Annotated in this window: 17 protein-coding genes; 6 read left to right on the forward strand and 11 right to left on the reverse strand. The window is 40.1% G+C overall.

What is annotated here, in order from left to right; translation table 11 throughout:
- From ACOMCU_RS25275 to ACOMCU_RS25285, 3 genes are all read right to left on the reverse strand, one after another.
- Positions 1-1,872, reverse strand: a 1,872-nt coding sequence (locus ACOMCU_RS25275) for a DEAD/DEAH box helicase (protein WP_421051871.1), incomplete at its 3' end; no start/stop codon positions are given.
- Positions 1,847-2,230: a YppE family protein gene (locus ACOMCU_RS25280; protein ID WP_036130042.1), complete on the reverse strand. Its 384-nt coding sequence runs from the start codon at positions 2,228-2,230 to the stop codon at positions 1,847-1,849. The genes ACOMCU_RS25275 and ACOMCU_RS25280, both read right to left, overlap by 26 nt.
- Before the next feature lie 50 nt (positions 2,231-2,280).
- Complete coding sequence (locus tag ACOMCU_RS25285) at positions 2,281-2,475, reverse strand: hypothetical protein (protein ID WP_010858923.1); 195 nt, start codon at positions 2,473-2,475, stop codon at positions 2,281-2,283.
- A gap of 491 nt (positions 2,476-2,966) precedes the next feature.
- Here ACOMCU_RS25285 and recU point away from each other — a divergent pair, with 491 nt between their 5' ends.
- Both recU and ACOMCU_RS25295 read left to right on the forward strand, forming a co-directional pair.
- Complete coding sequence (recU, locus tag ACOMCU_RS25290; RefSeq protein WP_010858922.1) at positions 2,967-3,617, forward strand: Holliday junction resolvase RecU; 651 nt, start codon at positions 2,967-2,969, stop codon at positions 3,615-3,617.
- The gene (locus ACOMCU_RS25295) at positions 3,614-6,286 is read left to right on the forward strand and encodes a transglycosylase domain-containing protein (RefSeq protein ID WP_010858921.1); all 2,673 of its coding nucleotides are present in this window, start codon (positions 3,614-3,616) and stop codon (positions 6,284-6,286) included. The genes recU and ACOMCU_RS25295 overlap by 4 nt, the downstream gene beginning before the upstream one ends.
- Positions 6,287-6,464: 178 nt before the next feature.
- On the opposite strand, the gene ACOMCU_RS25300 is transcribed toward ACOMCU_RS25295, so the two are convergent.
- From ACOMCU_RS25300 to ACOMCU_RS25330, 7 genes are all read right to left on the reverse strand, one after another.
- Positions 6,465-6,779, reverse strand: a complete 315-nt coding sequence (locus ACOMCU_RS25300; RefSeq protein ID WP_010858920.1) for a YpoC family protein — start codon at positions 6,777-6,779, stop codon at positions 6,465-6,467.
- Positions 6,776-7,438 carry an endonuclease III gene (nth, locus tag ACOMCU_RS25305; RefSeq protein WP_010858919.1) on the reverse strand — a complete coding sequence of 221 codons (663 nt, stop codon included), beginning with the start codon at positions 7,436-7,438 and terminating at the stop codon, positions 6,776-6,778. Before nth ends, ACOMCU_RS25300 begins: the two co-directional genes overlap by 4 nt.
- A gap of 14 nt (positions 7,439-7,452) precedes the next feature.
- The gene (locus ACOMCU_RS25310) at positions 7,453-8,181 is read right to left on the reverse strand and encodes a DnaD domain-containing protein (protein WP_010858918.1); all 729 of its coding nucleotides are present in this window, start codon (positions 8,179-8,181) and stop codon (positions 7,453-7,455) included.
- A 94-nt stretch (positions 8,182-8,275) separates the two neighbouring features.
- Positions 8,276-9,571, reverse strand: a complete 1,296-nt coding sequence (gene asnS, locus ACOMCU_RS25315) for an asparagine--tRNA ligase (RefSeq protein WP_010858917.1) — start codon at positions 9,569-9,571, stop codon at positions 8,276-8,278.
- A 28-nt stretch (positions 9,572-9,599) separates the two neighbouring features.
- Positions 9,600-10,793, reverse strand: a complete 1,194-nt coding sequence (locus ACOMCU_RS25320) for a pyridoxal phosphate-dependent aminotransferase (RefSeq protein ID WP_010858916.1) — start codon at positions 10,791-10,793, stop codon at positions 9,600-9,602.
- A 16-nt stretch (positions 10,794-10,809) separates the two neighbouring features.
- A complete protein-coding gene (locus tag ACOMCU_RS25325) occupies positions 10,810-11,292 on the reverse strand; it encodes a DUF5590 domain-containing protein (protein ID WP_421051872.1) in 483 nt (160 codons plus the stop codon).
- Between the two features lie 333 nt (positions 11,293-11,625).
- A complete protein-coding gene (locus ACOMCU_RS25330; RefSeq protein ID WP_010858914.1) occupies positions 11,626-13,047 on the reverse strand; it encodes a tetratricopeptide repeat-containing diguanylate cyclase in 1,422 nt (473 codons plus the stop codon).
- A gap of 949 nt (positions 13,048-13,996) precedes the next feature.
- On the opposite strand from ACOMCU_RS25330, the gene ACOMCU_RS25335 reads away from it, so the two are divergent.
- Positions 13,997-15,865, forward strand: a complete 1,869-nt coding sequence (locus ACOMCU_RS25335) for a multicopper oxidase family protein (protein ID WP_010858913.1) — start codon at positions 13,997-13,999, stop codon at positions 15,863-15,865.
- A 102-nt stretch (positions 15,866-15,967) separates the two neighbouring features.
- On the opposite strand, the gene ACOMCU_RS25340 is transcribed toward ACOMCU_RS25335, so the two are convergent.
- Entirely contained in the window at positions 15,968-16,189 is a 222-nt protein-coding gene (locus ACOMCU_RS25340; RefSeq protein ID WP_010858912.1) for an ABC transporter, read from the reverse strand.
- A gap of 376 nt (positions 16,190-16,565) precedes the next feature.
- On the opposite strand from ACOMCU_RS25340, the gene ACOMCU_RS25345 reads away from it, so the two are divergent.
- Genes ACOMCU_RS25345 through ACOMCU_RS25355 form a run of 3 tightly spaced genes read left to right on the forward strand, consistent with a single transcriptional unit; the run spans position 16,566 to position 17,684 of the window.
- Complete coding sequence (locus ACOMCU_RS25345; RefSeq protein WP_010858911.1) at positions 16,566-16,943, forward strand: DUF2085 domain-containing protein; 378 nt, start codon at positions 16,566-16,568, stop codon at positions 16,941-16,943.
- Between the two features lie 12 nt (positions 16,944-16,955).
- On the forward strand, positions 16,956-17,369 hold the full coding sequence (locus ACOMCU_RS25350; protein ID WP_010858910.1) for a hypothetical protein: 414 nt from the start codon (positions 16,956-16,958) through the stop codon (positions 17,367-17,369).
- A gap of 21 nt (positions 17,370-17,390) precedes the next feature.
- Positions 17,391-17,684, forward strand: a complete 294-nt coding sequence (locus tag ACOMCU_RS25355; RefSeq protein ID WP_010858909.1) for a zinc-ribbon domain-containing protein — start codon at positions 17,391-17,393, stop codon at positions 17,682-17,684.
- The last annotated feature ends 298 nt before the right edge of the window (positions 17,685-17,982 follow it).

The following is a 17,982-nucleotide window of genomic DNA, read 5'->3' on the forward strand; positions in this document are numbered from 1 at the left end:
AGGTGGTAAATGAATGGGACCTGAGCCAATGTTGTCGTGTGTGCCAAAACGAATTTTTTTAAAAATCGTAGCTTGAGCTACTAAGCCTACATCACCGAAACTAATTGCACCCCCACCATAAGTGCGGCTACGATCCTCCTCCAACACTTTCATCTCTACCGCTAGATTAGCATCTGTATAGTAATCAACATCGACCTCACGCACAAACGCTTTCTTTTCCTCCCAATCAAGCTTCTCGACTTGGAATTGAATCCCTTGATGCAAATAGATGGCTTCTTCATGTAGCAAAGTCATTGCGCTATGACGGTCCATTTCTCCAATAACCTTTGTCTGAGCAGGTACCGTCAAATTAATAATGACGACATTTTCCTGCGAGGCCGAACGAAGACTAATATCATGTGCTGGGAAACGATCACTCATCCAATGCCACTTATCACTAGTTTTAAAGATAATGCCTTCATCCGCCAAATAGTCGAGCAATTCTTGAATATCATATTCACCGTACATATCTTGTGTGGTAAAAGGCAGTTCAAAGGCCGCACATTTTAAATGGTCCATCAAAATTAACATATTTTCAGGATAAATTCGGGCCTCCTCAGGTGCACTGCCAAGTAAAAACAGCGGATGATTCACGACATACTGATCGAGTGCTGTAGATTGTGCCACATAGATAATGAGCGCCTCATCCTGTCGACGCCCTGCACGTCCCGCTTGTTGCCATGCACTCGCAATATTTCCCGGGTAACCCGTCATAATACAGGCCTGTAATTGACCAATATCTACCCCTAGTTCTAACGCATTTGTACTAACTACGGTTTGAATGGTCCCATCACGAAGTCCACGTTCAATAACACGTCGCTCCGAAGGTAAATAGCCGCCTCGATAGCCACGAACTGATTCATCCAGCAACTTATCACGCGTCAGTTCCTTTAAATAGGTAACAATCATTTCCACACGCACTCGGCTTTTAGCAAAAATGATGGTTTGAATGCCTGCTGTATAGAGCCTTTTTGCCACATCACTTACTTCCAATACCGCACTGCGACGCACACCAAAAGTTTTATGGACAATGGGTGGATTGTAAAACAAGAAAGTTTTTTTGCCAACCGGTGCTCCAGAATCGGCGATTAAGCTATGTGTATCATTCGTTAAATTTTCTGCTAGCTCTTGTGGATTTTTAATGGTCGCAGACGTACAAATAAAGACAGGATTGCTCCCATAAAATGCACAAATACGTTTGAGTCTTCGAATAACATGCGCAACATGTGAACCAAATACACCCTTATATGTATGCAACTCATCAATAACGATATACTGCAAATTTTCAAAGAGTGCCACCCATTTTGTATGGTGCGGTAAAATACCTGAATGCAGCATATCCGGATTCGTCATTACGATATGACCTGCTTTACGAACTTTTTGACGAATACCAGGTGCAGTATCCCCATCATACGTGTAGCTTAAAATGTCCTCTCCGCTTTGTTCTATCAAGTCATTTAAATCATTTTTCTGATCCTGTGCTAAAGCTTTGGTCGGAAACAAATAGATTGCACGTGCATTTCGGTCCTCTAAAATCTTTTGTAAGACTGGTAAATGATAGCAATAAGATTTACCTGATGCCGTTGGTGTAACAGCGGTAAACGATTGCCCACTCGTTGCCAGGTCAAATGCCTCACGCTGATGGGTATACAATTGATGAATGCCACGAGCATGTAACGCTTTGACGAGTGAAGGATGCAAATTTCCCGGGAAAGGAGCAAGTTTTGCATCGCGCCCCTCTAACGTTTGCCAGTGTATGATACGCTCTTTTAATTCATCATCATATCGCCATTCGTTCAAGAGTTCACTAATGGTCCGTTTTTTCGATAGCATCTGTATGCTCCTCCTTCACTAAGCGATAAAAATTTTTCAGTGTGAAGGAAGCTGAATGGGTTGCATCTAAAAAACGTTTTTTACTGGTTTCTTTATAAAAGGATTGCACAACAAATTGCTCCATCGATTCAACCGCTGAAGCAATTTGTTGTGTATGCATATATTTAGGCCGATTTTTTTCAATCCAGGCATTTGCTTCCTGCTGCCAAACCTTCAATAATTGATGGATTTCATCAGCATGTGGCTTAACCTCTGCAAAAAAATCTGGCGCACGATCCTCCTCACGCATTTGCCAAAAGCGTGAAACACATTTGTCACATTCATCTATTAATATGGAAGTTTGCTGTATCAATAACAATTTCGCACCTCATTTATTTTAATCTTATGAGGATAGTGTACCAAAGTCTATCAGTTTTCACTACTAATAGGCGAACAAGCATTCTTTACTTGCCAGTTCTTTTCTGCTAAGCTTACTTTCTGGCTTACAGATTTGAGCTGCATAAAAAATTGCAGGCTATGTGCATTGTTTTCCAATGACACTCTCGTTAAAAGTAATTGATTGACTAGATCCAGCTGCGCAACTAATTGTTTTATCTTATTCAATACAACGCCTCCTTTTACTATACTTATGTATTCCTCGCATGTATAAAATTACCTTCATGCGTGACAAAATAAGCGTAAGTTAGCTGAAAGAAGAAGTATTTCGATAAATATTTTTAACGATCAATGACAATGAAAAACTTTGCTTCAAAATAGTACCAATTCTACAGGGCAATTGCATGGTTCTCCACCGATGAAACTGGAGATTTATCGGAAATGTTGACGGATATATTAGCGAAAATTAGCTACTATACAAAGCGCATTTTCGACTTCTAACGGCGATTTTACCTTCTATAGCGGAAGCCACTACACAGAGATTTTTCCACAGGGCTTCACATTCTGACACGCAGCCTTCTTTATGTAATTGATGGCTGATTGACCACTAATTGGCATGTAAAAACAGCTTCATCCTCTATATTAACAGCAGTGGAGAACTTCTACTGAATCATGGTAAACTATTGTGTATAATAGCAGTATTATAGAGGGTGATCTAAATGACTATTCGTTATCCAAATGGGAAATTGTATACCCCTGCTTCATCTGTCACTAAAGTAGAGAAACAGGGAAAAACGAAAGATTTCTCCTATAGTAATCGAGGTAAGACACTAGAGGATGAAATTAATGAAGCAAACGACTATTATTTAGAAAGGCGGCTTGCCATCATTCACAAGAAACCTGTTCCCGTACAAATCGTCAAAGTAGAGTATCCATCGCGAAGCGCTGCAGTTATTAAAGAAGCTTATTTTCGAACGCCCTCTACAACAGACTATAATGGTGTCTGGAATGGGCATTATATTGATTTTGATGCAAAGGAAACTGCCTCAAAATCCAGTTTTCCATTAAAAAATATTCACACACATCAAATGACTCATATGCAGCAAGTGACGGAACAAAATGGTGTGGCATTTATAATTATTCGTTTTTCAGCTTTTGAACGTTACTTTATGGTGCCATACGAAGTTTTACAAAAGGCCTGGCAAGCGATGGCCAATGGTGAACGCAAATCGATACCCTTTTCGACAATCGAAAAAGTAGCCTATGAAATTCCAACAAGCTATTATCCACGTATCGATTATTTACCCGTTCTCCAGCAGCTCATCGGTGCAAAAAGTCATGGCTTTGAAAGTGAGGAGATAGTAGAATGACTGAACGTCGTCAAACACGCGGTGAGCATCAAAAAGCTCGCTCTCAAAAAAATAAAAAGAAAGCACCAAAATCAACATCAACATCATCGGTGAAAACCTGGTTCAAGCGCATTTTCCTAACCTTGGTAGCCATTGGAGTTGTAGGATTTATCGGGGGCGCCGGATTATTTGCCTATTACGCCAGCACCGCACCTGAACTAAATGAAGAATTATTGAAGGACCCGGTTTCTTCCGAATTCTACGATAAAAACGGTGAAATTTTTGCGACAATCGGTGCAGAAAACCGAAAATATGTAAAATATAAAGATATTCCTGAGGATATGGTCAATGCCATTCTTGCCACAGAAGATGTTCGCTTCTTCCAACATCATGGGATGGATTTTTATCGTCTCGGTGGGGCCATTCTTGCCAACTTCCGTGATGGCTTTGGCGCACAAGGTGCATCGACATTAACACAACAAGTTGTCAAAAACTCATTTTTACAAAACGAGAAAAAATTAAAACGTAAGGCTCAAGAAGCTTGGCTTGCCTTCCAGCTTGAGCGTAAATATTCAAAAGAAGAAATTTTTGAAATGTACTTTAACAAAATGCTGATGTCTGGTCGTATCTACGGCTTTGGAACAGCATCCCAATATTTTTATGGTAAAGAGCTAAGTGAATTATCGCTAGATGAAGAAGCATTACTTGCAGGTATGGTGCAACGTCCAAATGCCTACAATCCATTGAAAAATCCAGAACTTGCTGAGAAACGTCGTAATATAGTGTTAGGTTTAATGTTACAACACGGTAAAATTACAAAGGCTGAGATGGACGAAGCCAAAGCAGTGGAAGTGACAGCCGGTCTAGCTGATGATGCAACACGCCAATCATTTGCAGGCTCTAAATATGATGCCTTCTTAGATATCGTCATTAATGAACTTGAGAATAACGGTGATGGCACTGCCATGGCAGAGGGCATTAAAGTTTATACAACACTTGACCCGAATGCACAGCAAACAGTAGAAAACATTATGAATGATGACGCTAACTTCCCTACCGAAAACATTGAGTCAGGTATAGCTGTCGTTGACACAAAAACTGGTCAAATTCAAGCAGTTGGCGGTGGACGTAACTACGGTGCTGAACGTGGTTTCAACTTTGCAGATGACTTAACAATGAATCATCCAGGTTCTACGATGAAGCCACTCCTTGATTACGGTCCTGCAATCGAATATTTAAAATGGTCAACAGGTCAAACGCTTGTCGATGAGCGCATGAATTATACAGGTACAAAACAAACCATCACGAACTGGGATGGCAAATATATGGGTACAATGACGGCACGTAAGGCTTTATATGCTTCTCGTAACGTGCCCGCAGTAAAAACATTGCAAGAAGTAGGCGCAGATAAGGCGAAAGAATTTATCGGTCGCTTAGGTATCGATGCCAAAAATGTTTATGAGGCCGATGCAATCGGTGGTGGTGATATTACCATGTCCCCTATCCAAATGGCAGCCTCTTATGCAGCATTTGGCAATAACGGTGTGTATACAGACCCTTACGCGATTACAAAAATTGTTTACCGTGATGGCAAAACTTCGAAAAACTATACACCGGAACCGAAAGTTGCAATGAGTGATTATACAGCTTATATGGTCACTGATATGCTACGTGACGTTGTGGGCAACAAGCCTGATGCTTCAGGTAAAGCTGCCAATGTTCCAGGCTTAGATATTGCTGGTAAAACAGGTACAACAAACTATTCTAACGATGAATTTAACAAATATAATTTACCAAATACGAGCGTGCCGGATTCTTGGTTTGCAGGGTACACAACCAATTACTCTATCGCTATTTGGAGTGGTTATGAAAAACGTTCTGATCCAATTACGACATGGGATGAACGTCGATTACCACAAGAGTTATTTAAAAATATTATGAAAGACCTTTCAGCAAATGTTGAGACAGCTCGTTTCACGAAACCGAGCTCTGTAGTAGAAGCGACAATTGAAGTTGGCTCAAACCCACTAAAATTAGCGAGTGACTTCACACCGAATGAACTACGTCAAACGGAATTATTCGTTCGAGGTACTGAACCTACAGTGGTTTCGAATGAATACGAGGCACCTGAACTATCAACACCTTACAATGTAAGTGCAAGCTTAGACTTGGGTGGTCAATCTATCAATATCGGCTGGGAACATGACGCATTGTTAGATCCAGAAACAAACGAGCCACTGCCGACTACATTTAAAGTAACTGCCACACTGGAAGGTGGAGAAACATTTGATCTTGGTGCTACTGAGAGTAAAGGTTTAACAGTCAGCAACACATTAGCTGATGGCAATTACGTCATTTCTGTAGTAGCCATTTTTGATGGTACACAAAGTGAGCCCGGTACCACATCCTTCCAAGTGACAAGTATGCCTGAAGAGGATTTAGAGACTGAAAATCCAGACGAACCAGACATCGAGAACCCAACGCCACCAGATCAAGGTGACAATAATGGCAATGGCAACGGCAACGATGGAAACAACGGCAATAACGGCGGGAATAATGGCAATAACGGCAATAACGGCAACGGGAATGGGAACGGAAATGGCAATAACGGCAACAATAACGGTGGTCAACCACCTACACCGCCAACCGAACCTACAGCGCCCGATGGTGAAGACGAAAGCACTGAATAATATAAAAAGCAGAGAAGCTCATACGCTTCTCTGCTTTTTTTCATGCTATGGAGTTGTTCGGTTTGTTTGGGTTGTTTGGTTCTATCCGTCACTCGGCGCGTTTTATCCGTCACTTTGACACTTCTATCCGTCATTTCGAGACTTCTATCTGCCACTCTATCACTTTTATCCGTCTACACTAACCTTTTGCTGCCTGTAGCCGTAAGCGGGCTGTTCGTTTTTTTGTTTCTTTAAATAATTCGTCTAATTGCCGATAACATGCGTATTGGCCTGGTTTTGCTTGGATAAAGGCTAAGCGCTCCATGCCATTTATCGGCATGACTTCTTCACCGGCTTCCTGCACTAAACGCTGAAACAAAGCAATCCCTTGCTCCATCAAGCCCTGTGCTGAGCCGTTACGGGAATCATGCGCACCATGTATTCGGCCTTCTAGCTCCGTCCACTCAGTAAACCATGTATCGATTTTATCCTTTGCTATTGCCTCTACATTCATGCTTCCTTCACCAGCCCTTTTTTCAAACGTTTTTGTCCTTCCCGGCAATCCCCCAGTAACGGGCATGTATGGCAGCCTGGATTTTGTGCTTTACAATGATAACGACCAAAGAAAATAAGCTGATGATGGGTTTTCGACCATTTATCCATAGGCGTTTTTTTCATGATGGTTTCCTCCACCTCTAGCACGGAATCCTTCCAGCGGCATAATCCTAATCGCTTAGAAACACGCTCTACATGCGTATCCACAGCGAGTGCAGGGACATCGAAGGCAACAGATAACACAACATTGGCTGTTTTACGTCCTACTCCAGGCAATGTCACTAATGCTTCTCGGCTTGCAGGAATTTCCCCACCGTATTCAACAAGCAAGCGTTCACATAGTGCTTGAATATTCTTTGCCTTATTACGATATAAGCCGATGGAACGAATATCCTGCTGCAGCTCCTCTAAAGGTACGGCTAAATAATCCTCTGGTTTTTTATATTTTTGAAATAATGTTTTCGTTACTTTATTGACGAGCACATCCGTACACTGTGCGGATAATAATGTAGCAATTGTTAGCTCAAATGGATTGTCATGAACAAGCTCACAATGTGCATCGGGAAACATTCGGTCCATCTCTGCTAGACAATGCTCCCATTGTTTTTTCGTTAACATGCCTCGAAGCCCCCCTATTCTCTTTCTTCTAACCAATTATAAAAAGCTACTTTGTTTGTCGACTGGGTTTCTTTCTGTGTTGTACGGGCTGGTGGTCTGTTAAAACTCTGCTTTTCACGGAACTGTTCACCTTGCTTTTGCGCTGCCTGAGGTGTGATAATATTTTTCTTTTTCCACTCCAATAAAATACGGTCAATATAGCGAATACTCAGTTTGCCAGCAAACACAGCTTCTTTGAGCGCCTCTTTAATAAGTGCTGGGCTGTGTTTATCTTCATCTAGCCAAAAACCGATTTTTTCAAGCTCTAAAGGAGATAAAAGACGCCCCATTTCCTCTTCAAACAAACGGAATAATTCGCCTTCTTCTTGTCGAAGGGTAGTTGCCGATTTTTTTTGTTCCTTCATTTCAATGATTTGCATGATGCGCTCCCACAGTGGGTAAACAGAATATTTTTCGTATATTTTGCCACCTGCATCAACATCACGTGTAATTTCGAGGAAGCCCTTCTGCATCAAGCGCTGTAGGCGTGATGAAATGGCATCACTAGGCATTGTTAGGCGGCTCATCAAATCATTGGGTGTAGGAAATTCATTGCCCTCGATATGAAAAGCAAGTAAATGCACCACAATCAGGGCCTCTTCATCCTCTATGTTTAACTCCTTATAAAACTGAAAAAATAGCTGAGGAATTTGAATCGTTCTCTGCTCAGTCCACGTACGGAGTCGATTATTATTTGTGCTCATGTAGACATGACTCCTTCTTTCTAGTTAAGTAGAAAAGCCGCGTAGAAATTTCACTACGCGACTTTTTAATTGTTTTAAGTTTGTTACCAAACGGTTATGGATATAAACGGTTTAATAAACGTGGGAATGGAATTGTTTCACGGATATGCTCTGTACCTGAAATCCATGCCACTGTTCTTTCTAATCCTAGACCAAAGCCTGAGTGTGGCACAGAACCTTGTTTACGAAGCTCTAAGTACCAAGCATAAGCATCTAATGATAAATTATGTTCTTCAAGTCGAGATTTTAATAAATCGTAATCATGGATACGCTCTGAACCGCCGATGATTTCACCGTAGCCTTCAGGTGCGATTAAATCTGCACATAATACGACGTCGTCACGCTCTGGGTGTGGCTGCATATAGAACGGTTTGATGCCTACTGGGTAGCATGTGATGAATACAGGTTTGTCAAAAGAATTGGCAATGGCTGTTTCATGTGGTGCACCAAAGTCATCACCCCATTCAATATCGTCAAAACCTTGTTCATGTAATAGCTTAATGGCATCATCATAAGAAATACGAGGGAAAGGCGCTTTGATATTTTCAAGTGTTGATGTATCACGGCCAAGTCGCTCTAATTCTAATTTGCAGTTTGCCAGAACAGATTGCACAATATGTTCAACGTATTGCTCTTGTACTTCTAAGTTTTCTTCAAATTCCACAAACGCCATTTCCGGCTCGATCATCCAAAACTCAATTAAGTGGCGACGTGTTTTAGACTTTTCAGCACGGAACGTAGGACCGAATGAGAATACTTTTCCTAACGCCATCGCAGCCGCTTCCATATAAAGCTGACCCGATTGAGATAGGTATGCATCTTCATCGAAATACTTTGTAGCAAAGAGCTCAGAAGTACCTTCAGGAGCTGAGCCTGTCAAAATTGGTGGGTCCATTTTTGTGAAGCCATTGTTGTTGAAAAATTCGTATGTTGCACGAATGATTTCGTTACGGATTTTCATCACTGCATGTTGCTTACGAGAACGTAACCACAAGTGACGGTTATCCATTAAAAACTCCGGACCGTGCTCTTTTGGCGTGATTGGGAAATCGGTAGCCGCATGCAAAACTTCAATGCCTGTTACAACAAGCTCACAGCCAAAGCTTGAACGCTCATCTGCTTTAACCTCACCCGTAATGTACATCGACGTTTCTTGTGTCATTCCTTTTGCTATCGCAAAAAGTTCTTCGCCTACCTCTTCCTTGACAACTACGCCCTGTACAAAGCCTGAGCCATCGCGTAATTGTAGGAAAGCAATTTTCCCACTTGATCGTTTGTTAGATAACCAAGCACCTAGCTTGACTGTTTCGCCGATATGCTGTGGCATATCCTGAATCATAATTTTTTTCATAGGTATCCTCCAAAGTTGGTTAGAAGGATTAGTCTTGCCATTTTGATTTTACAAATGCATCAATTCGACGGACTGCCTCTTCTAATAATTCTAAAGATGTAGCATAAGATAATCGCATTGTAGTTGGTGCACCAAAACCAGAGCCTGGAATTACCGCTACGTTTGCTTCTGTTAAAATATCCGCAGCGAATGCATCTACTGAATCATAGCCAGTATGAGCCATAGCTTCTGCTACATCTGGTAATAAGTAGAACGCTCCTTGTGGCTTTAAGACATTGAAGCCAGGAATTGCACTAAGCTGTGGATAGATCTTCTCAAGACGTGCTTCGAATGCTTGACGCATTTCTTCCACCGTGTCCTGAGGTCCATTATAAGCTTCCACAGTTGCATATTGTGCAGTTGTTGTTGCGTTTGAAGTAGAATGCGAAGCAAGGTCAGTCATTGGTTTAATAATGTCTGCATCACCTGCTGCATACCCGATACGCCACCCTGTCATAGAGTGTGATTTTGCTACACCGTTTACTACGATTGTACGTGCTTTCACTGCATCAGAAACTTCAGCAATAGAAAAATGCTCTATACCATTGTATACAAGCTTCTCATAAATTTCATCTGACACGATTAAAATATCTTTTTCTTCTGCAACAGCAGCTAATTCTGCTAGCTCTTCACGTGAATAAATCATACCAGATGGATTGCTTGGTGAGTTAATGATGACCGCTTTTGTTTTATCTGTTACAGCCGCACGTAATTGAGCTGCAGTAATTTTATAGCCTTGTTCACGAGTACCTTCAACATAAACTGGTACACCGCCTGCTAATTTGACTTGCTCAGGGTAAGAAACCCAGTATGGAATTGGGATAATAACTTCATCGCCTTCGTTTAAAATAACTTGGAACAAAGTGTACAGAATATGTTTTGCACCAACGCCTACGATGACTTCGTTCGGTTTGTATGTAAGGCTGTTGTCGCGTTGTAGTTTGTCAATGATCGCTTTTTTAAGCACCGGAAGACCGCCAGCTGGTGTATATTTTGTCAAGCCCTTTTCCATTGAATCAATAGCAGCATCTAAAATATTGCGTGGTGTGTTGAAATCTGGTTCACCAGCGCCTAAGCCAATAACGTCGATGCCTTGTTCTTTTAATTCTTTAGCTTTCGCAGTAATTGCTAAAGTTGAAGATGGCGTTAAAGTATTTACACGGTTTGCTAATAGTTTTTTCATTCGGAATCTACTCCTCTTATAAGTTCTTGATGCGCTTCACCCAGTCGCCGTTCTCAAACAAAATATAGACATAGTTAAGATTATCGTGATCGTTGACGTACGTAATCTCCCAAACAACCCCGGGCTCTTCATAGCCTAATTTCATATGTAGAACCTTTTGTACATTTCCTTCATTTTTAAAAACCGATAATGCTTGCTTTTCCGTAATACCATCTTTCAAAAACACTTCCTGAATTGAATCTTCTTCTAGATTCGTCGGAACAAAGACAGCTTTTTTTTCACCATATTCGTCTACCCCGAACACAGTGACATACGAATTTTTGCCATTATATGTGTAGGACTCCGAAACAACTGCAAGGGCTTTGGCATCGAGTGCCAACTGTTCAGCCTGCTCTTCAATTGACCGGAACGGAGCCTCGGCTTTCCAGAGTACTAAAATACTTATAACAAGTGACAAGGAAACCATAAAGACAGAAATGAAAATCAGCCAGTTTTTCATGTATTCACCTTATGTCCCACACCTAGTATATTCCTCACTAAGAGTGCATGATGTTTGTGCGTTTCTATAACTGCATTTACTTTCATTTTGCTTACCATTTTTGTCAACCTGCTTTCTTTCCTCATACCACAACATTATACACCAATTTTACGCTGTCGTGTTTCCTAATTTCATATATTGTACGTTGATAGACCAACGTTTTCAAATGATTCGAGCAATGAATTTCATTTTTTTCTTTTTCACGAAAAAAGACAGCCCTTACACATGAAAAATTCCTATTCACCTTTGCAAATAGGAACTTAACATAAATAACCAGCAGTCAAATGAATATTATTAGAGCTCACTAATAACATAGTTCGCACGTCCATCATTTTTAGCTCTATATAAGCTACGATCGGCCTGCTCAAATAGTTTTTTAAAGTCATAATTTTTTTGATCATTAATACAGGCACCCATACTAACCTTGATTGGATAATTATCATTTTCGTGTGCAAGCGTTAGTGTCAAAATGTAAGCGTGCAAATCCATCACAAGCTTGTTTATGGACACCCCGTCTTTGTTGCGAACGCAGATGATGAATTCATCACCACCATAGCGAATAATTTCGGCGTCCTGTTTACGTAAAAATTCTCTTAGGCCCCCAGCAAGTAGCTGTAAAATCATATCGCCAAATAAGTGACCATGTCGATCATTGTACGTTTTAAAATAGTCTATATCGAGCACAATGACTCCCACGAAAAGTTGACAATTTTGCGCTCTCCGCATCCATTCCTTTAGGTCTGAGTCTATAAAGTGACGGTTTAGTACACCTGTCAGCGGATCATATAGAGCCTTTTTCTCAAGCTTTTCCTTTTGTTGATTAAATTCTAAATACATCACCTGTTGTAGCAAATTATCTGCACTCATTTTTTCCGTAAGCTCGATATAAGCTCGCTGCACTTCAAAAATTTCATCACGACAATCCAATTCATAGAGTACATTTAAAAGCATGCGCATTACTTTCTTTTTAATGGGATTATCTCCATAAGATTGTGCAAGGTCTATCGCCTGCTTATAATATGTCACTGCCTCATCAAGTTTTTGCTGTTTTTCATATAAAAAACCGTAACCAAACAAAGCGGCTACCTTTTCACGTTTATGATTCTGTACAAGCTCTGAATTTAACGTACTATCTAGCAAAGCTTGGGCAGTCTCAAATTCCCCTTCTAGTATATAAACGTCCGCTATATTGTTATTGATGCGAATTTCATGTAATTTCGCCAACTCTGGCTGTGTCTTAACAAGCACTTTATTGTATTCTTTTGCTAATAATCCCGCTTGCATAGCTTCCGCATAACTTCCCTTTTCCACTTCAAGATAACATAGGTTACTATAACAGCGTACAAGAATGATACTATCCTTGAGCTCCGTTGCATACGCAATTGATTTTTTGGTCATTTCTACCGTCTTTTCTCTGACGCCAACCAAATCATATATTAAGGACATCACAAGGTAAAAATGCATGATGTCTTTTGTGGTGCCATACTTTTGACAACATGCTTCGTATTCTTGAATTAGCTTCACCATGCTTAATGTGTCACCAAAAGCATGATGAATTAATATTTTTTGATAGTATAAATCCAATCCATGCCTATAATTGCCGTTCTCTAATGCGACCAATAATCCTTGCTCAGCAAGCACTAAGGCTTCTGTCAAAAGCCCTTTCGTGCGCATTTCCAGGATCGTTTTATTTAACTCATCTACTGCTAATTCCAACTAATCACCACTTCTCTATGCCCGGAATTTACTTTAGATTCGATACACACCTCAGCGTAGCAGATAAACTATATGTCAATTATAAGCCAAGACCCCTAGCCTCGTCCTTCTTTTCTAAAACTTCCCATAAATTACCGCTAAAACTTTACCATATTACGACTTAGTTATAGCTCAAATTTCGATTTCCTGCTCGTTTAACTCGTTATGGATAAGGCGCTGGTTATCACTATGCAAGCAAAGTGTATCTGCCTGTAAGGGTACTAGTTCGCTCGTACTGGCAAGCTCCTTGTGCAAAGTAATCATTAAAGCTGAATTTCATTTTCGCCATGGTGTTAAAGAACCTGTTACCGTATAGGTACGATCAATAACCGCTTCATATGCCACTTGTAAACTCGTTGCCTCTCCAAATCGTGTCTAAACACTGCCCGAAAGAAAACGCTCATCCACGTCCCTCATCGCACGTGCAATTGCCTTCGCGGTAGCCTTTTTTAGCTGCCATTTAACAAACAGCTAGGTGACGATACCAGGAGCATCACTATTTTTCCGCGCATGCCGCATTTGTAATAGGAATTTCATGAGCAGTCACCATAATAGCACGGCACAGTTTCCGCTATATGTACTGAAATACATTAGTGTGTAGGGCATCAAAGCTTTGTACATGCAAAAAAATTGCCTCCTCAATCTGATTTCCCACATGAAAAGACACTATGTTCTCATCTTGCCGATATATGAAAAATTATTTGTTTATTGCACACCCCTTCTTTAGTACGAAAGAAACGTTTCAACTAGATAAATAGTTCCCTACGCTATTTTCAAGAATTTTTGCACTTCGATTTTTTTATATCGTAGCACAATTACTTCCATTATTGTCCTAGTTTCTTATTATTTTCACCCATATACTGTAGTAGCTTGCGTATTTTTTATGTAAAAACTTAAGGGACGTGATGATTTGTACAAAAAAGTGAATCCTTCTGATCCAGCTACTATTCCTAAATTTGTAGATGAACTACCGAAGCCAGTTACCGCAAAGCCGAAATACTGTAGTGGCCAACCGAGAAGAGAATATTATGAATTACAGATGATGGAAGCCGAGCATCGTTTCCATAAGCGTTTTCCACTGTCAACTATTTGGGGATACAATGGGCTCTATCCGGGACCAACCATCGAAGCTTCAAAAGATAAAACCATATACGTCAAATATAAAAACCAACTGCCATACAAACACTTTTTACCGGTGGACTTCACCCTTCACGCCGCAAATGACTCACAGGAGGTAAGAACCGTTACGCATCTCCACGGGGCAAATGTAGATTGGGAAAGCGATGGGCACCCCGAAGCATGGTACACGAAAGATTTTATACACACAGGACCGAAATTCAATAAAGAAATCCATGAATATACCAATCATCAACCCGGAACGACATTGTGGTATCACGACCACGCAATGGCTTTAACACGATTAAACGTTTACGCTGGTCTTGCCGGTTTCTACTTGCTTCGAGATACTATTGAAGAACGCTCAAACTTACCATGTGGGGATTATGAAATCCCGCTATTGATACAGGATAAATCCTTTAATCAGGATGGCTCGCTCTTCTATCCCGATGCGCCGTCATTCCCTGTGCCCGTTCACCCTTCCATTACACCAGGATTTGTCGGTAATACCATCGTTGTCAATGGCAAGGTATGGCCTTACTTAAATGTCGAGCCTCGAAAATACAGATTCCGTTTACTAAATGGCTCCAATAGAAGAGGCTATGTCGTCAGTCTTTCAAATGACCAACCGATGATTCAACTAGGTACGGATGGCGGCTTTTTAACAGCCCCTCGTGAAATTCAATCCGTTGCGTTATTGCCTGCTGAAAGAACAGATGTCGTCATTGATTTTTCAGATTGTGCAGGTCAGGAAATTACGTTACTGAATGCCGATACTGATTTTATTGATGAGCATACTAACATGATTATGCAATTTAAAGTTAATCGACCACTGCAATGTGAGGATACCAGTGATATACCAGAGAGGCTCGCTGTATCAATGGATTTGCACCCTCATCATGCGCATATCGAGCGCAATCTGCCACTTAGCGCTTCTACAGATGATTTTGGCAGACCGATGTTACTATTAAACGATCGAATGTTCCACGACCCAGCAACTGAAAAACCGGCTCTGGACAGTATAGAAGTATGGAATTTTATTAATACCACGCCCTTCATCCACCCAATCCATATTCATCTAATTCAATTTAAAATTCTAGAACGACGACCATTTGATGTTGAACTCTATCAAAACGAGGGTAAACTCGAATTTACAGGGCCACCCGAAGAGCCTCATGACTATGAGCAAGGATGGAAAGATACCGTCAAGGCTGACGCCGGCAAAGTTACAAAAATTATTATGCACTGGAAAGATCATATCGGGAATTACATGTGGCATTGCCATTTCCTTGAGCACGAAGATCACGATATGATGCGTCCAATACTTGTCATGAAAGATGTTCACTCTGTTCAACAGCCCCATGCCGAAACACAGCATACTTCGGAACAACATCAAAGCACGACTACTGTCACAAACACCCCCCAGCAAACAACCCCACTATTAAATAATACGCACAACATCGCGTCCTCAACCAAACAAACACAACACTCTGCTGAAGAGCATTCTGCAATGCAAGACGATGATGTCCTACATGAAGATGACGTGCAAGATACGGATGCTCAAGAAGATGATCAGGTTCGTCCTCTAACCCAACCGATGTTCCCGTCCAACAGGCACCGTCCTCGTCCGAGGCCCAATAGAAGGCGCAGAAGACGACGTTAATAACAGAAAATACGATTTTTTTCATTACAAACAAATAACAACCACCTTTATTTAGTGTAGAATACTTTCACTACTACTATATAAGGTGGTTTTTTGATGTGCTTAATGCCATAAGGCTACCCTCTGTTTTAACAGTAACTTTGCAGCCTGTGTCACCAGCATAATGGTCGTTCCTAACTGATTGATATCTGTTAAAATATTCATCACGTCAATTGTTGCTTTTGTATTTAAAGCACCGGTTAGCTCATCGCCAAAGAGAATCACAGGGTTGTTAATAAGAACTCGGCAAATGGTGATTCTATGTAATTGGCTGCCTGATGCCATGAAGAAATAATTCCGCAACACTCATCATCAATTCAGTGGCTCATTTGCTGATGACTACTCACGATTTTTGCTAAATAAGCTAATAAAAGGATGCTATCAAAAATATTTAGGTTTATTAGTAAATGGCTTTATATGAAACGCTCCAAAATAAGAACCTTAATTTCATTAAATGTAATAAATATATCTAACCTATCAATAAAATATCATTTACTCATTCTATACAAGTACTTTTTATAAGTATAAATCTCTATTACCTAAACAATATATACATATAAATACCTCTTCTTCATTGAAAATACTACCATTTGTTCTTTTTTTGGTATATTATATATTTTGTTTCCTTTTGTTGAATAAATTGATTAAATTAGGTGATTGCATGAAACAAAATTTTCAATATCTGTTCTTTTGCCATAGGATTCCTAGTCGCTCCTTTTTTTATAAAGGGGTTCAATTTCCTATCTGTGCTCGCTGTACGGGAATTTATGTAGGATATATCATTGGCATTTTCATCGTAGGTTTCTACTCCCTTCCCCCTTTTGTATATGCCCTTATCTTAACAATTCCAATGATTATTGATGGGACAGGACAATTATTTAGAAAGTGGATTAGCAATAATCTTCGGCGTCTTTTGACAGGTATACTCGGTGGTATAGGCATCGTATATATCTTTATACATGGCGTTCTATTATTTTGGGATCTAACAATTTATTTTTACAACATAGGAAAATATATAGGTTCATTATTTTTTAGTTAAGGAGCAATCAAAATGTATTGTACATACTGTGCAGCTACTCTATCAGACCAATTAGAAATTTGTCCAACATGTGGTGTTCGAAATTTCACAGTACATAATCACTGTCATAACTGTGGTAGTGACACTAATGCTATTCAAGAAATGTGTACTACATGTGGAATTATTTTAAAAAATACCAGAAAATCTACAGAGAACTTTCATCCCATGATTCCTACATTACTTACATTATTAATACCTGGGGTTGGTCAAATCATTAATAAGCAAGTAGGAAAAGGATTTCTTCTTTTGATTATTTTTGCACTTTCAGTTTTTATTCCATTTGGAATTGGACTCGTTATCGTTGGTTTACTAATAATAATTGATGCTTATTTAGTCGGGAAAAAGCACTACGAGGGAAAACTAGTAGGAAAATGGCAGTTTTTTTAATTATCTTTAGGAGGAATAATTATGTTTTGTCCACACTGTGGTGAGGAAATTGCAGTACAAGCAGAAATTTGTCCAAAATGTGGTGTTCGTGTACATAAAACACAACCAGAAGTTGACGAAGCCAATGTTGCGATTAACATCCTTTCCGTTTGTTGTACCCCACTTATAGGGTTTATTATGTATTTTTTATGGAAGGACAATAAGCCTAAAGCGGCGAAATCAGCTTTAGTTTGGGCGCTGATTGCGATTGCTTTATACATAGTCTTAATAGTCGGCTTTGGCGTACTAGGATTTTTACTTGATGATGGCTATTAACAATTAGTATCAATTATTTACAACATGAAAGGCAAAAATTATTATTTAGTTTTGCCTCAGATTGAAGACAAAAGGTTTCGGGAATGCTGGACATTTCCGAAACCTTTTGATTTTTTGTTCAAATGCGAGTTAGTCTATTTTTCTGTAAGTTTTTCACCATAATTGCACCACATACCCCTGATTTGCGTATCGAGAGGGAAAAGTTGTGAGATTCCTGTGGCGGACCGAGCTAGCTGCCCCCCACGGAAAGCGAGTGGCTTTTTCCTTTTTCATTTCATATTCAGTTCATAATCAAGTG

Source organism: Lysinibacillus sp. UGB7, assembly GCF_049058285.1.
In the GTDB taxonomy this organism is placed as follows: domain Bacteria; phylum Bacillota; class Bacilli; order Bacillales_A; family Planococcaceae; genus Lysinibacillus; species Lysinibacillus sphaericus_B.

What these genes read in the sequence shown, in the direction of transcription:
- recU (WP_010858922.1), top strand. Translation starts at nt 2,967, where the DNA reads ATGACTATTCGTTATCCAAATGGGAAATTGTATACCCCTGCTTCATCT.
- ACOMCU_RS25295 (WP_010858921.1), top strand. Translation starts at nt 3,614, where the DNA reads ATGACTGAACGTCGTCAAACACGCGGTGAGCATCAAAAAGCTCGCTCT.
- ACOMCU_RS25300 (WP_010858920.1), bottom strand. Translation starts at nt 6,779, where the DNA reads ATGAATGTAGAGGCAATAGCAAAGGATAAAATCGATACATGGTTTACT.
- nth (WP_010858919.1), bottom strand. Translation starts at nt 7,438, where the DNA reads ATGTTAACGAAAAAACAATGGGAGCATTGTCTAGCAGAGATGGACCGA.
- ACOMCU_RS25310 (WP_010858918.1), bottom strand. Translation starts at nt 8,181, where the DNA reads ATGAGCACAAATAATAATCGACTCCGTACGTGGACTGAGCAGAGAACG.
- asnS (WP_010858917.1), bottom strand. Translation starts at nt 9,571, where the DNA reads ATGAAAAAAATTATGATTCAGGATATGCCACAGCATATCGGCGAAACA.
- ACOMCU_RS25320 (WP_010858916.1), bottom strand. Translation starts at nt 10,793, where the DNA reads ATGAAAAAACTATTAGCAAACCGTGTAAATACTTTAACGCCATCTTCA.
- ACOMCU_RS25325 (WP_421051872.1), bottom strand. Translation starts at nt 11,292, where the DNA reads ATGAAAAACTGGCTGATTTTCATTTCTGTCTTTATGGTTTCCTTGTCA.
- ACOMCU_RS25340 (WP_010858912.1), bottom strand. Translation starts at nt 16,189, where the DNA reads ATGGCATCAGGCAGCCAATTACATAGAATCACCATTTGCCGAGTTCTT.
- ACOMCU_RS25345 (WP_010858911.1), top strand. Translation starts at nt 16,566, where the DNA reads ATGAAACAAAATTTTCAATATCTGTTCTTTTGCCATAGGATTCCTAGT.
- ACOMCU_RS25350 (WP_010858910.1), top strand. Translation starts at nt 16,956, where the DNA reads ATGTATTGTACATACTGTGCAGCTACTCTATCAGACCAATTAGAAATT.
- ACOMCU_RS25355 (WP_010858909.1), top strand. Translation starts at nt 17,391, where the DNA reads ATGTTTTGTCCACACTGTGGTGAGGAAATTGCAGTACAAGCAGAAATT.